This window comes from Paenibacillus rigui (assembly GCF_002234615.1).
Taxonomy (GTDB): Bacteria; Bacillota; Bacilli; order Paenibacillales; family NBRC-103111; genus Paenibacillus_S; species Paenibacillus_S rigui.
On the sequence record NZ_NMQW01000024.1, the window covers coordinates 72,206 to 86,891 of the forward strand.

Below are 14,686 nucleotides of genomic sequence, written 5' to 3' on the forward strand. Positions count from 1 at the left end.
GCCTCTGCCTCCCCTTAAGCGGCGCCGCCGCTTTTATAAATCGTTCAAGCCAATCAGCTCGATATCATGCTCGCCGGAATATACCAGACTGTAAGGCGGGATATGAATATCTCCGCCGCCATCCTTACGGATGTCTTTTCCTTCGGCATCCATCCAAAGATCCTGCACATAAACCACACCTTGCATCCGGCTGATGAGACCGTAAAGGTCCCCTCTGTAAACCGAACGACCGAAGGGCCAGCCCTCCACCCCATCCGCATGCCCCATCGGCCGAAGCAGCCGCCGGATCTCCTTAACCATCCGGCCTTGCTCCTGCTTGAGTCCGGGCTCTACAACGATCACGGCATGGACGGTAACCTTCACATAGGCCGCCGGAATGACATGTACTTGTGTCGTCAGAAGCCGATGCCGTTCCAAGTGCTGGCTTACCGTTTCCAAAAAGCCCCTGCCCGCCTCCGGCCGGTCCCGTTCGCTGTAGGGAACGACAACGACCGTCATTTGCGCAGGGGATTTAACTCTCGGGTAATCCCTCTGCCCCGGCTTGTATAACGGGATCGCTCTCACGCGGGCCACTCTCAGCCCCGGCGTAGCCTGGGCAATGGCTTCAAAGTCTGCTGCCGTCACCGCACGATGAGGTGCGTCCAGCTCCCGGCGGGCCTGCAGCTTTGCATCCTGGAGCGATTCCGCATCTCTGCCATCCTCGGCGGGATACGGCTGGGTGACTGTGATGCCCTCCCACAACGCCGAATCGGCCTCAGCGAAGGAGCGGATCATCCCCTGCTTCACATTGCCTTCGCTGCCTCCTGACTGACACAATGAAATCCAACGCATATTGGCTGCGTCGGGGGACTTGGGGGGAATCCATCCTTCCTCATTGTTGCCGAAGCGAATGACGCCCTCTTCAGCGTCATAAACAAAGTGCCGATCGGTTGGGGCCGAGTTATCCAAGGAGTACACCGGTCTCCAGTCCTCCCACACCCTATCCCCTTCCGGCCCGTCTGGCATAGCCACTTGCAGCAGCATGCCCTTACGCTGGTACGCACGCTTGCGCGGCACCTCGAACGCTTGCTCCGGGAGCCCATTGCTTTTGCCGATCCAACGGTCCGCTTCAAAATCCGGCTTGTATGCGATGACGCGGATATTTCTTTTCCCTTCGGGCGGTATGGCCCCGTTCACGCCATCTCCGAACCGGATCGTCAGCTTGCCATCCCGCACATTGCGGCTCAGCTCATAGCATCCGGCTTCCGCCGTGCAATCCGCGAGTCGATCGGTCTGACTCCAGTCCCTCCACCGTCCTTGCGCATCTTGGACCTGAACGATCAGCTTGCCCTGCAGCGCCAGATGCGTATCCTTGCTCAGGCGGAGGCCAGGCTCGCCTGTGCTGTGAAACGTATACGTTTGGCTGAAGCTATCCTGCTGAACCGCCGGCACTGTGTTCAACGCGAGCTTCTCCACCTTCGGCGAGATCTCATAGCCCTCGCCCAGCAGCTCACAGCAGAGCCAATACCGTTTTTTGTCATCGGCGGGAAAGAACGACCACGCCTTCATCGGTGAGCGGAGCATGAACACCAGCTCCCCGCTTTGGGATAAATGAACCGAGGTGTCCTTGACGAGCTCCACCGGCTGCCAGACCTCCCCTTCGGCCTCCCCTGCATACGTCCAAGCAACGCTTGCCGTGGAAATGAGCGGGGCGGCCTCCGCCGGGCCTTGGGCTACAGGTACGGGATAATCGTCGAACAGCCGGATAGACAACGTAATCTCGGTCTGTTCAGGCAGCGGACGATCCAGGCCGAGCAGCAGCCGGCTTCCCTTTCTCGCCTCGGCGCCGAACGCATAGTAAGCCACGCCGGCCTGAGGGCTGGAGGTGAATCCCCCACTCGCTCCTTCGGTGCGGACGATGACTTTTTCCACTGCCGCAGGAACCAGCTTTACCGTCTCCGCCGTCTCAAACACGTGACGGCCCGCTGCAAGCGGCGTCCCCTTGGGAATGACCGCCAGTCGGTTTGCGCTCGCAAACGTTACCTCTGCGCGGGCGGAAACCGGCTCCTTCGGCTGAATGCCGAGCAGCTTCAGAAACTTCCGTTCATTTTTCTCCGTTACCCGGTTCAAATAATATTGCTGAAGCTCGGTCATCCAGGACATCAGCTCCAGCAAAGTGATACCCGGATCATGAGCATTCTCGTCGGTCCATTCCGGCAGCAGCTTCGGTATCGACTTCCGCGCCTCCTGCAGCATTTGCTCGAAACCCCGATCATCCAAGTTCGGTATCGGCAGCATGGGATTCACCTCCTTTTTTGCTATTTATTCCAACTATACGGTACGTACGGATATTTTATGTTTTCCGCTGATAACGACACCGTGAGGCAGTGCAGACAAGCTGTTGCCGTCCAGTTCCGAACGCTGGCCCCTTTCCAGCTTATAGACGGTCATATATAATTTCTCTACAAATTGAATGGCATGAATCGACTTCAACAAGGCATAAAACACCGAAGGATGGATGTGCTGCCCGATGTCCCATCCCTTACCGTCGAAGTTGCCGGTTAGCGGGTTCAGGAAGCGGTTCAGCTTCTCCATCGCCAGCAGCTCCGTCGGCAGTACGGCTTCCATATCCTGCACCGCAATGGCAGCCGTCACCGAAATTTCCAGAAACACCGGCTCAATGACGCGGATAAACTCGGGAAAAGCAACCAGCCCCGAGGCCCGCTCCAGTATATACTTCTCTACCTGCTTCTTCAGCACCGGAAAAGCAGCCATGCCGGTCTCGCCGTCCTTCGGGAGGACGATGAGCGTCATGCAGCCGATTTCCCGTTCCATCCGGACATTGCGGTTTGCCAGGCATTTCACCTTGGCAATGTTTGGGTAGGCCTCGCGTGCCAGCCACTCGAAGTCCTCCGCCGTTACCCCGCGGTTGTTGTGCTTGAGACGCTGCGGCCCCCGCTGCACTGCAGCCTCGATGCTTTCGTGGCTGCAGCCGCCTGCCGCCGCTTCGATATTACATACCGATCCGACAAAAGCGATGGAGTTTTGCAGATTGGCAATGCGGCCGGCCCCGACATTGCCTTGATCGCCCAAGGTCACCTTGTAGCTGACCTTCAGCTGCTCCGAGCCCTCCTTTGGCGGCGCCATGCCGTGAATGCCGTCGCCGAACCGAAGCTGGCCGAAGGTCCGGTCCAGCGTATAGTGACGATCCTTGGCCCTGGAATCGGCCAAGCTTTCTACGCAGGTCCAGCGGATCCAGGCCCGCTGCACCTGCCCCTCGCTGTCGCGAACAATTTGCGCCGGAGGGAAGCCCTGCTCCTCGAATCGGGCCACCTCTTCCTCCGCCAGATGCTCGGTCTCGTTCACCCAGACCTCCTCGGACACGATATGGGTCCGCGAAAGCTGGTAATACGGCGTCCTATCCCGCCGAAGCTCCGGTATCTCATCGTGCAGCGATTCCTGCTGCTGCACTTGTACCGTATTGATAAACAAACCGTTGACCATGGGAGCCCCTACCGGGTCAGAGTCGTTATCATACCGATCATCCCGATTGACGGCCCGGATCCAATAGCCCTCCACGCCCAGCTGCCGTGCCTTGGCGAAATCCGCCGGACCGGCGAACTGCAGCAGGCCGCTTTGGAGCAGGCCGCCCGTCCCATCGGATAGCTTGAGCGGAGCCCACTCGGGCGTTCCTCCCTGAAAGGCGCTGCTGCGCATGTATTCCCACTCCAAATAGGGAGGAGCGCCAGTAGCCTCCTTGTGCGGTGGAACCGAGACATACACGGATATTGGCCCCCGTAGCGGCGGCTGGTCAAAGCCGAGATACAAAGCCGGATGCTTGCATTCGAGCGGAGCGAAAGGCTCGATAGCCCTTCCCTCCTGAATCCGCTGCGTTTCATTGACCGTAATTGTATTGTTCACGGTCAGGCATGCCTCCACAGGGTAGGTCCGTTCCTCATACCCATAGGTCATCCTAACGTCAGCCATCCAAGGCGATAAGTACATCGCATTAGGCGCATACGCATTCTCGATCTGTACAATCCGGGCCCGTATCCAATAATTATGAATTCCGTTGACGAAGGTGGGCTCCGCATCATGCGGACAGCGGAAAGCCAGCCGTCGTTTGCCTTCCGAGCCTTCGAGCACTTCATAAAAGACCGCCTCGGCCCCAGGTCCCGCGTTCAAGCGTACCCAGGCTGCTCCGTTCCAATATTCCCAAATCACACGGGAGATGGAGACGAGAGGAACGTCCGCCTTCCGAAATTGGGACTTCTTCATAATGAGCTTCCAATCGACCTGCTGCTCAGATTCGGGCTGGAATCGATTGCGGATTGCGGATAGATGGAACTCCAGCTCGATCCAGCCGTCCCGCTTGCTGAACGCTTCCTGGCTGCTGATATAAAACATCCCGTACAGCGCAAAATGATCTCCGAACGGATAAAAGCCCTCCGGGTCTGCCTGCACATCGTTATAAAACATCAGATCGGGCTGCAGCCCGCCCCGCCCCAGACTATCGATATAATCGGTCTTGATGTGCATATGGTCGAGCACAAGCCCCCGCTCGCACAAAGGCACCCGCTCATCGTTAGATGGATGTACGGGAACTTCGGCATGCGGCTTTAGCCTGCATTGAATCCAGCGTCCGGCCGTTCCGTTCACTTCGCGCTCCACCATCTCGCCCAAATGTTCTTTGTACAGAACGATCCGGCTGCCCAAGACCTCGACGCGATCAAATGCGCTCCAGCCTTCCGAGGAAGCATACAGCCACTCCGTCAGCAGCGGATTGGCCAACTGCCCGACAAGCCTTGCATCTTCATAGCGCTTGGCCGAATTGCCCAGCTCCACCTCGATCCGTGCGGTTTCAAACACCGTGAACAAAGCGTTGTGTCCGATCAGCAGCGCATGCTCCTGCACGTTTTCCTCTTCCGTATACCGGAACAGCGGAGTCGGGAGCAGCTCTCCCTGCCGGCTCGCCTGCAAAAATGCCTCGCTCAGCTGAACGATCGCATCGCGTTTCTTGCTCGTTACGAAGCCCGCCTTCCACGTGGCTGGCGTCAACAGCAGAGCGCTACCGGTCTCGTACGGGACCGGTCCTGCTTCTTCCTCGGCCGTTACCCGCGTTCCTGCCGGGATAAATACCGGATCCGGCGTCCCTTCGTTAAGCCGGAAGGTCAAGTGCGTCGATGCCGGTCTTGCCGGGAGCAGCGTAATATCAAACAAATTCAAAAACGCAATTAGGTTCTTTGCCGGTACCCGGTTCAGACGCTTAATATTTTCGTGAAACATTTCGGAGAACAAAAGAAACAAAGCCGTACCGGGGTCCGGGGAATCCGGTGTAAACCGCCACTCCGGCGTGTAATATGGCACCATTTCCTTCATTCGGTCAATCAAATCGGATACTTCGCGCGAATCGATTTTCGGAGGGTGTATCAACGGTCCCGCCCCCTTTCTGTACATGACTATCGGTTTCACCTGCTCCACTCCTGAGTCACAGGTCTTTTAGGAGCCGTCCTGCAAATAATACGGGTACACCAAATTGTGAACGCTGTTGGTGGACCGGATGCTGTATTGAATTCGGATCTCCACGAGACCCGGCTCGCGGGACTGGGGGACAACGGCGACCTCCACTCCCTCGACCCGGTGCTCCCATCTGCGGATCGCATCAACAATGCTCGTTTCGAGGAGGCGGAGCGACGTCTCGTCGGTTTGTCCGAACACAAATTCACGGACGCCGCTGCCGAAGGCCGGCCGCATGACCCGCTCTCCCTTGGTCGTACCCAGAATGATCCGAATCGCCTCCGCGATATCCTCCTCGTACTCCGACATGCGGATTTTCCCCGTTGAAGGGTCTACCTGAATCGGAAATTTCCAGCCGCGTCCCAAAAATTCATCCGCCATGTGTACGCCTCCCTCCTCTCTGTCACTGTCTGTCATCAGTTGATTTTGACCATACTGCCTTTAATATTGATGATCCCGTCCGACTTCAAGTCGAGCGAAGCCCCCGCCTTCAAGGCCATTGTCGCCGTCGCCTCGATATTGACCTGTGTCGACTTGATTTTTACCGCCTGCTGGCTCTCAATGGATACTTCACCCTTGGCATTCAGCGTGATGACCGTCGAGCTGCTTTTGATCGTAATGCTGTTCGCAGACGCGCCCTCGATCGTAATGACGTTATTGCCGCTATCGTCGGCGATGTTGATTTTGCTGTCTTTGTCCGTGAACTCAATGGTCTGACCCTTCTTGGTCTTGACAGTAAAGCTTTCCTCGCCAGCTTTATCGTTGAACATCAGCTCACTCCCGGAACGGGAGACGATTTTGCGCTCATCGTTTTTTTCGGCGGGAATCGGCGGTTTGTTCTTGTCATTCCACAACATGCCGATCACAAACGGCTGGCGCATCTCTCCCAAGTGAAAGGCAACGAGCACTTCATCCCCTACCTCGGGGAGAAACAAGCTCCCCATTTCTTTTCCGGCCATCAACGTTGCTATGCGCACCCAGTCCGTTTCGGTCTCTGATTCCTGCAGCGGCAGCCGCAGCTTCACACGCCCCAGATTGTCCGGGTCCTTGTTGTTCGTAACGACTCCCACCATCACACCCTGTATTTTATGGCTGAACGGATCCGATGCGGAGGAGATGGATAGCTCAGGGCGAATCATCATATAGCATTCCCTCCAATCTGAAAGCGCGTGACATACCCGTCATCGGTCAAAAGATGGGTGGCCCCCGTCACAAAATAAGGCTGGTCATACTTACTGCCAAGTCCGCTTAAAGCGATATAGCGTCCTGCTCTAATTTCCGGCAAGCCTACGGATTCCCCATTCCCGTTCAGCAGCTTCATCGATCGCCTGTTCAGATAAGCATCCGCCATATTTTTGGCCTCCTCCTGCGAGGAAACGTTCGTATAGATGTACTCGGTGTACGTGCCTTGTGCGCTAAGCAAATCCTTGCCGGTCTTCGAGTTGCTGCCAAGCTTCTGGATGGAGCCGGATTTCCCCTCTACCACTTCAAGCTTTTTATCGTCCCAGCCCCGCACGCTGACCTCCGTAATTTGCTCCGCCAAGTTCGCGTCGATGAACAAGCTCCTTAGTGTTCGACCGTATTCCAATGTGATCACAGGTGTCGTTTGCGTCAAAGGCTTGCGGAAGTACAGATGCTTCCCGACGATAAAAAAATCGTAATTCACCAGCTGCGCCAAGTGCTGTATGTACATGTAGTCGTTTGCCTTATTTTGCGACAAGGCCGGAAAGCTCGTCGTTGTAGCATCCACATGGGCAGTAGCTCCATGGCTTTGGGCAATTTCCTGAACAACGTCGCTGTATTTCTTGTTGTTCCATGTTTTCGATTTGCTGCCTTTGAGCATCAAATACGTCAAATCCATACCTCTGATAATCAAGGCCGGTGTCTCGCTCTCCGCGAAGTCAGCGACCACGGAGGTAATATAACCTGAGAAGACAGGGGTCAGTTTATTGGCATACCCAAACTGAATATCGATCGATTTGCCGAGCACAAACGTATCCATCCATTGAAAATCCCCGGATTGCAGATCAAAGGCATTCGTAATCCGGAACGAAAACGTATCGGCCACCGGCTCCACCGTCGTCTCCACCTCGAGTCTGGAAATACCGATTTCTTGAGGGAGGGCTTTCCCGTCAACCGTAATTTCAAAGGCCGGGGCAAAAAATTGCGAATACTTTTTTTCTAACTGATCGATGGTATACTGGCCGGTATCGAGCTGAAGCTGAGCCATCGTCAATCCGCCCCCGGTACGGTAAGTTTGCGGCCTGTTGCCATTCTGCGCGGGTTATCGATGCCATTGGCATCGGCTATCTCTCTCCAGCGGCCCGGGTCCTCGTATTCCTGATCAGCGATCATCCACAGCTCTTCCTGCTGCTTCCTTACACGCTGCTTGACCGTTTTGACCTTGGACGGCGGCAGCTCCTTCATCAGCTCGTCCGGGTCCTTCCACGATTTGAAGCTCACCTTCAGCTTCGCTCGAACCGGGATACCCGAATCGAGAAACATAATGAAGTTTTGCGTCACTTTCTCGACGACCCCCTGGAAATCCAGAGAGCCCCAGACAAACCGGCAAACCGGAGGGCGCCTCAGAGTCGAGTCCTTTTCCATCAGAGCCATGATACGGTTCGTATAGTCCCGCACATCGGTTCGGTCTTCATATGTATCAAAAAACAAATCGACAGACAGCGTCGATCCATTGCCATGTGCATATTGGCCGATCGGCATGGAAAGGCTCGGAATTTTCATCCAGTTGTACGTATTGCCGGTGTCCAGTGTATACTCCGTCGGATTAAACAAAACCTCGATGTCATCCTCGGGGTCCTTGGCCTTCTTGCCTTTGTTCACTAAAATCATAGCCTTTTGCAGTGCCATCGAGAATACAGCCCTTCCTTTCTTCCGATCGGCTCAAAGGCGCAAAAGAAGCTATAGCCCTCTGCGCTGACGCTCGAATCTCATTTTCTTCTCAATTTCCTGATACACTTTATCCGCAATTTTACGAATATCCAGCTGCGGCAAATCCTTGATCATCTCTTCGAGCTGGCTGAGCTGAAGCTGGGTTGACACCGGCTCCGCTACCGCAGCGGGTGTGGCAGCTGCAGGTGCGGCCGTTTGCTTGAGCCAGCTCATATCGACAGGCGAGACGACCCAATCACTCGGTTCCGGCTGTGCCAAAGGCCGTTTATGCTCCAGGGAGTCCCCGTCCTGTACGGCATGCATAGAGGAGCCCCCCTGCGGTCCGCTAAGCGTCGGATACCACGCAGCTTCAGACGGCTGCCGCCGCAGCACGAGCTCGGCGAAAACGGCGCTGCCCCGGGCAGCTTGCATGGACTCTGTTTGCTGCTGCACTGCGATTTGATGCCATATTTGATGCCGCAGCTGACGGTTGATGTGCTGTTGTATATGCTGGCGCGTTTGCTGTTGTACTCGCTGCTGTATTGGATCCTGCACTTGCGGCAAGGTGTGCTGTTGTATTTGTTGCTGCACATGGCGCTGTACCTTTAGCTGAGCTTCCTGCTGTACTTGCTGCTGCACACGGTGCTGCACCTTTAGCAGAGTTTCCTGCTGTAGTTGCTGCAGCGTCTGCCAGTACATTTGCTGCTTCTGCTGTGTCTCTTGAGACTCCGCCAGCCGTACCTTCCAGATGTGGGTGAACCGCATTTCCGATTCGGGCGGCACGAGCCCGTTGACAGCCGTAGACCCTATATCAGAACGCTGTCCCCGCAAGGTCAGCATTTCTCTTTGCAGCTCGGCAGCCATTCGATTCGCAGCCTTGTCTATGGACAAGATTCCATCTCCTGCTGCATGGAGCCGATGGCTTAGCTCGTGACTGCGCCTTAGCGGCCATCCCCACTGCTGATGAGGCTCTGTTGTTGTCAGAGCCCTTTGCAGCGTGAGCATCCAGCTCGCCTCTGCATTGCTTGATCGAGCCGCATGGACTGCCGCTGTCTGCAGCGAAGCTGAATTTTGCAGTACTCTATGGTTTATGTATACATCGAACAATTCTTTAGAACGGGAAACACCCGCTCCCCGATCGTATCCGGATATTCCCGTATCCTGCTGCTTATGCCGTGAAGCCTGGGCCGCAGAAGCAAGTAAAGCATCCATTGGATACGCAACGTAAGGCCTGCTCTCACCGCGTTGAACTGATTTATGGGTTAGTAGTGAGCCAAGCGTGGTGAAGCCGTTCAAGGCTGCACTCCCATTGCTCCCGTTAAGCAATCCCGCAGATGGGAGCAAGCTGCCGTCAGGCGCTTGTCGTGCTGATGCCGATAATGGGTTCTCCTGATCCCGACTGAAGCTCTCCCCAAGATAACGATTGGAGGTCATCTGCTGTGATTGCAGCCATCGGTAGATGACGGAAACAGTTGCGGGAGCGGCAAGAAACGGTTCAGCAAGAAGAGCCTCCGAACGCCCTTCGCTGCCCCCCAGTCCCGCGAATGCAGCCTCACCGTCGTGACGTGCCGCCGCCAACAATCGATGCAGTATGACAGATGGCTGCCGCAGCTTTTCACTCTGCGGTTCTCCGGCACGATAGGGCTCAAGCCGCAAAGCAGCAAGCTCCTGCATCAGCATAGCCAATGCCGTACGCTGCTGCGCAGCGCCTGCCTGCTTAGCCTCCAGATACCTGATGAAAGGCAGGCCTTGCCCTGTATGAAGGACGGTGCTGGTACCTGTCTGATTCCAGCTGTTCTGTATTTCCCGAAGCATTTCGCGCTCCAGCTCGAAAGCGATGGCTGGTACAGATCGTTGAGCTGCTTTTCTCTGTAATAGGGATAGAGGACCAGTAGCCTGAAGACGAGCATTGCTATTGCCCAATACTCCAGATAACCATTCCCCAATTGGGCTCCCCATGACAGATCGAAGCTCTCCGGCTTTGCTTTGCACATTATATGCGTAATAAAAACCGGACATGGCCCCAAGGTACGGGCCTCCAGATCGAAGCTCCATCGATCGCTGTGCCGCCAACTGCCGGCTTATCGAAGGCTCCACTGCCAACCGCGGCTTTACAGCCCATTCCCCTAAGCGGTCTGTGGTCTGCAGCCAGGCGTCTCTATAGCCCGATACTCCCGACAACAGTTCACGCATTCGGGTCTCCGTGACAGATTGAATGCCAGCGAAGTTCCTTTCCACACTTTGTGCCGTTTGTAAGTTTTGTAAGCTCTGCAGGCTTTGCTTCAGGCTTTGTAAGCTTCCCAGGCCTTGTACGCGGTGCACCCCCGACTCAGCAGCAAAGCTTGAACGGGGCCCGCCCCCAGTAGACAACTCCGGTGATAAGCCTTGCCTTGAAGCCAAAGAATTCGCCACCAAGTCCAGCCGCCGCAACCCCCATGCCCAAACCATGGGAGAGTCCTGCAGCGGCTCTGTTGCTGTAAGCTGTCGTTCCTTATTTCTATCAAAAGAACGCTGCACAATCCGTAATCCGCTGTTTGCAGCCGCCGAAGTAAAATCGTACAGGCCCGAGCGTTCTCTTACAGCCCCGCTCATGTTCACAACATAGAGTGACGGCCCTTCCCGCAGCAGAACCTTGTCGCGATGCTCTCCCCCGGTGAAAACAGGGCTCGGGCTTCTTTCATACATCGTAGATGTCAATACGGCAGTCTGCAGTCCCAACGCTTTTTCCAGCTGCTGCAGAACGCCTGGAGGCCACGAATCGTCCCGCTCCTTTTGAATGGCCACCCTCACATGCTCCCGGGTGAAAGCCCTCATCCCCTGTGCCCATGTTATTTCTGCCATCGTACGGAATCGAGGGTGCAGTGACTCCGTCTTCCGCCCCGCATCCCTACCCTCAACGAAAGGGCTCATCAAACGACTGAAATAAGATGTAAACCTTGCAAAATCTCTTCCACTACGCAGGAGCGGCTCTCTTTGGTCTAGAGCGGCCGGACCGCGATGCGTGCTTATCGACCGGAGGATCGCACTAATATGCAAAGCGAACGTAGGCTCCCCGAATAAAGCGGCGCTCTGCTCCCATGACGCCGAATTAGGCCATTGCTGCTGCCGGGCTTCCCCTCGCAGCATCTGTCCCAGTTTCCCATCTTCTCTCCCTACCGGGAAGACTCTGGCTTGCCCTTGTCCACGGAAAAGAGCGAGGTCCTGCTGTCCCCTCTGCTCGGCATGTAAGCCGTTTGGGCTGGCGCCTGCCTCAACGGACCTGTAGTACCGGCTAACCTCCACAAGCAGCTGCTTCCAGCCGATGGTGTTGTTGGCTCCCTCATTGGAAGGAGAACCGTCTTGCACCGCGCGCTCAGCGATACGCTGCCCGGAAGCCAAGTGATGTCCTTCGTCAGACGGAAATGACATCAAATAAAACAAGCTCATCGGCGACCAAATCATTGGATCGGCCGATATCGGGGCTTGTCCCCGCTGCTTGCTTTGTAACGAAATCGACAGCGCAGAACGCAGCTGCTGAAGGTCAGGCCATCCCGTCCCCGTTCTTCTTAAAGGGAGCAGGGCATTACTTCGCCGGGAACGAAGCGCGTTACCCCGGGTGTCAAGCGGGTTTGTCCCCAGTCTTTGTACATAGGCGGTTCCATATATGTATTGAAACGTGTTGAAATCGTTCGTATATCGAAACGGGTTTTGGTCCTGACGTCCTGTCCGATCTATGGAAAAAATATTTCCCCTTCGCTGCAGGACAGGGGACGCCGGCCATCCCTTGTTATATTCATCGTTGGTGATTGCTAACAACTGCTGTGATAATCCAGGTTGGTCAGAATCGATGCGGTTCCGACCTGACGGCAGCAGGCTCCATTTTTCAATCAGCTCCATTTGAAGCCGGATTTGATGATGGATCTCTTGTCCCCACTGCTTTGATGCATACGGCTGTGACACACCGTTAAACAAGTTGACGGATGCTTGGCTCTGTCTTGCTAGCTCCTCTGTGCCTGAATCGTACTGACGCGGCCGTTGAAGCCATCGCCCTGATTCGTGTTCTATCCAGCGAACGGACTTCACCATGTTCTCTACATGCCATCTGTCCTTCTGCTCATTCCCGCGTTCCAAATCACGGCCCTGCGCTTGGCTCATCAAAGACTGTAAAACTACCGTCTTCATCCGTGAGTACCCGGAGGACCCTAAAGATTGAACCCGTTCTTGATTCCAATGCACCCCCGCAGGAAGGCTTCGAATGATGACGCTTTGTTCGATACGCAGCACCGCAGCAGCATTTCTGAGCATACCCTCCCACAAGGGGGCTGCCTCCATCCCTGATGGCTTGGGCAAAGCCACATGTGTATGCGTAAAGGTGTGCTGCAGCCACAATTCAACCTGTCGCGTGAACTCCCGCTCCCTGCGCAGACTTAGGCTTTGGGCATCCTTCATGTGCTTCAGCACCAATTGGATTTGCACAAACCACTGATGAATCGGGGCCATACCCGATTTCATTGCCGCAGGCTGTTTTCCCTCACCCGGCATCCGAAAAATAAGCTGCAATCGACCGAACCGGTCGCTGCGTCCAAAGCCGTATTTGCCCGTAATGCCTTGAGCGAATTGGCCTGCCTGTACCCCTTGGCCACCCAAGAGACCTTGACTTCGGCCCATGGGGCGCGTTGATGCTATGTTTGCTGCAACGACGGGGATATGCGATTGTCGGGATATCATCTCGTCTCGTGTCCCCCTGCCGCTTTCTATTTACTGAAAATCGTCTTCAAGCCATGATGCACAATCTCGATGGACTCTATGGCAACGCTCCCGCTGTTCGCGTTCAGCTCTGGCCCGTTCCATTTCACCGGATACGCGTCAAAAAAGTTCCACCGGCACACTTCATCGCCCGCTTCGCTGAACAAAATAATGGAGCCGTTCGTCCGCTTCGCTTTACCCACGAGGGAGCTTTCATACCATTCCCACAGCTCCGGAGACTGGGTCAGCCCGCGCTTCAAGACGATCCGGGAGAACTTCGTATGCTTCGGGAAATAATGAAGATGCGTATTAAGCCCGCCCTCTTGATATTCCATCACTTCGGTTTCCGCCTGCATGCCGGTCACCTCGGAGAAGCCGCCAACGATAACCCCTTTGATCTCCACTTTGAACCGAAACGCGCCGCTTACGTTTTTTACTTTTGCCCCGGCCACTGCCCTCACCTCTTGTTAAACACGTCAAACGGATTTTCTTTGTTCTCTTCGCTGCTGTTCATATTCTTGTTGATCCGCGATATTTCTTCACACCATTTGCGGCGTTCCCTGTGTTCCATTGACATGATTTCGTCATGAGGCCAATGAAAGTAGTATGCAATAAAGCCGGCTTCCTCGTAAATCTTGTCAACGGGATATCCGGTTATGCCTCCGCCGTTTCGTTCAAAAAAGACACGTTCACATCAAACTCATGATCGCATTTCGGACATACCGCGTGCACCTTCGGCACTTCCACCTCGTTAATGGTACGGTACAGGTTCTGCAGGTAAGCCAGATCCGCCGTGAACAGCCGCTCAATCACCCGCGTATCGATGGCGCGCACATCCCCTAGCTTCGTTACCACTCTCGCCAGCAAAATAATGCTCAGATAACCCGGGTTTTGCTGTACACGCTGGTCACGCATCGGCAGGATTTCGTCGGCCGCCGTCGCCAGGCGCATTACACCCCGCCTGTGCAAATTACCGTTTTCATCGACATAGCCTCTAGGCAGCTCAAAATCGTACTCCGTATTAAATGCCATGCTGTTTGGCCTCCTTTTGAAATGGAGGGAACAAGAGCCGCCCGTCAGGGCCTAAAACCCCTCAGCAGCTCTCGCTCCCTTACTTTTTCCCGTTTTATTGCGTGCGGGTCATGCCCTCGTGGGCAAGCTCCATCAGTTCAATCGCCACTTCGTTACCGGTACCATTAAAGTTCGGTGCCGTGTATTTAATCGGCCAAGCTTCAATAACCTGCCAGGTCGCCACATCAGTACCTTCTTCATTGATAGCAATGATTGTTACCGTTTTGCGCTGGATTTTACCCTGAAGCGACTCGGACATCCAGTTGTACATATCCATGGAGTCGGTAACGCCCCACTTCAATGTGATGTTGCCGTACTTGGACAAGCCCGGAAGCTTGCGGGCCGTCGTGATTTCATTGCCTTCCCGGTATTCAATGACGGAGATCGAAGCATCGAAGCCCGACACTTCGCTAAAGCCTGCCTGCTGAATACCTTCCACTTCAATACGGAATCTAAAATTGCGGTATGGATCCTTACGTTCGACTGCCATACTAAGCCCCTT

11 protein-coding genes are annotated in these 14,686 nt (G+C 55.2%); all 11 read right to left on the reverse strand.

Annotated elements, in window-relative coordinates:
- Positions 1 to 33: 33 nt before the first annotated feature.
- The 11 genes from CF651_RS17635 to CF651_RS17685 all read right to left on the reverse strand — a co-directional run bounded on the left by CF651_RS17635 (position 34) and on the right by CF651_RS17685 (position 14,674).
- Complete coding sequence (locus CF651_RS17635; RefSeq protein WP_094016191.1) at positions 34 to 2,277, reverse strand: putative baseplate assembly protein; 2,244 nt, start codon at positions 2,275 to 2,277, stop codon at positions 34 to 36.
- Between the two features lie 33 nt (positions 2,278 to 2,310).
- On the reverse strand, positions 2,311 to 5,451 hold the full coding sequence (locus tag CF651_RS17640) for a baseplate J/gp47 family protein (protein WP_144029073.1): 3,141 nt from the start codon (positions 5,449 to 5,451) through the stop codon (positions 2,311 to 2,313).
- A 27-nt stretch (positions 5,452 to 5,478) separates the two neighbouring features.
- A complete protein-coding gene (locus CF651_RS17645) occupies positions 5,479 to 5,877 on the reverse strand; it encodes a GPW/gp25 family protein (RefSeq protein WP_094016193.1) in 399 nt (132 codons plus the stop codon).
- A gap of 35 nt (positions 5,878 to 5,912) precedes the next feature.
- On the reverse strand, positions 5,913 to 6,638 hold the full coding sequence (locus tag CF651_RS17650; RefSeq protein WP_094016194.1) for a phage baseplate assembly protein V: 726 nt from the start codon (positions 6,636 to 6,638) through the stop codon (positions 5,913 to 5,915).
- Entirely contained in the window at positions 6,635 to 7,726 is a 1,092-nt protein-coding gene (locus CF651_RS17655) for a phage late control D family protein (protein WP_094016195.1), read from the reverse strand. The genes CF651_RS17650 and CF651_RS17655 overlap by 4 nt, the downstream gene beginning before the upstream one ends.
- Positions 7,727 to 7,728: 2 nt before the next feature.
- Positions 7,729 to 8,367 (reverse strand): CIS tube protein, encoded by a 639-nt coding sequence (locus CF651_RS17660; RefSeq protein ID WP_094016196.1) that lies wholly within the window; start codon positions 8,365 to 8,367, stop codon positions 7,729 to 7,731.
- Positions 8,368 to 8,418: 51 nt separating this feature from the next.
- Positions 8,419 to 13,095: a hypothetical protein gene (locus CF651_RS17665; RefSeq protein ID WP_094016197.1), complete on the reverse strand. Its 4,677-nt coding sequence runs from the start codon at positions 13,093 to 13,095 to the stop codon at positions 8,419 to 8,421.
- Positions 13,096 to 13,121: 26 nt separating this feature from the next.
- Positions 13,122 to 13,565, reverse strand: a complete 444-nt coding sequence (locus CF651_RS17670; protein WP_094016198.1) for a phage tail protein — start codon at positions 13,563 to 13,565, stop codon at positions 13,122 to 13,124.
- A gap of 5 nt (positions 13,566 to 13,570) precedes the next feature.
- The gene (locus tag CF651_RS33270; protein ID WP_094016199.1) at positions 13,571 to 13,771 is read right to left on the reverse strand and encodes a DUF6760 family protein; all 201 of its coding nucleotides are present in this window, start codon (positions 13,769 to 13,771) and stop codon (positions 13,571 to 13,573) included.
- Complete coding sequence (locus tag CF651_RS17680; RefSeq protein WP_094016200.1) at positions 13,768 to 14,145, reverse strand: hypothetical protein; 378 nt, start codon at positions 14,143 to 14,145, stop codon at positions 13,768 to 13,770. Before CF651_RS17680 ends, CF651_RS33270 begins: the two co-directional genes overlap by 4 nt.
- Positions 14,146 to 14,239: 94 nt before the next feature.
- Complete coding sequence (locus CF651_RS17685; protein ID WP_094016201.1) at positions 14,240 to 14,674, reverse strand: phage tail protein; 435 nt, start codon at positions 14,672 to 14,674, stop codon at positions 14,240 to 14,242.
- Positions 14,675 to 14,686: the final 12 nt, after the last annotated feature.

Coding starts and splice junctions, on each gene's coding strand:
- CF651_RS17665 (WP_094016197.1), bottom strand. CDS start 13,095: ATGATATCCCGACAATCGCATATCCCCGTCGTTGCAGCAAACATAGCA.
- CF651_RS17685 (WP_094016201.1), bottom strand. CDS start 14,674: ATGGCAGTCGAACGTAAGGATCCATACCGCAATTTTAGATTCCGTATT.
- CF651_RS17635 (WP_094016191.1), bottom strand. CDS start 2,277: ATGCTGCCGATACCGAACTTGGATGATCGGGGTTTCGAGCAAATGCTG.
- CF651_RS17655 (WP_094016195.1), bottom strand. CDS start 7,726: ATGGCTCAGCTTCAGCTCGATACCGGCCAGTATACCATCGATCAGTTA.
- CF651_RS17645 (WP_094016193.1), bottom strand. CDS start 5,877: ATGGCGGATGAATTTTTGGGACGCGGCTGGAAATTTCCGATTCAGGTA.
- CF651_RS17660 (WP_094016196.1), bottom strand. CDS start 8,367: ATGGCACTGCAAAAGGCTATGATTTTAGTGAACAAAGGCAAGAAGGCC.
- CF651_RS17680 (WP_094016200.1), bottom strand. CDS start 14,145: ATGGCATTTAATACGGAGTACGATTTTGAGCTGCCTAGAGGCTATGTC.
- CF651_RS17650 (WP_094016194.1), bottom strand. CDS start 6,638: ATGATGATTCGCCCTGAGCTATCCATCTCCTCCGCATCGGATCCGTTC.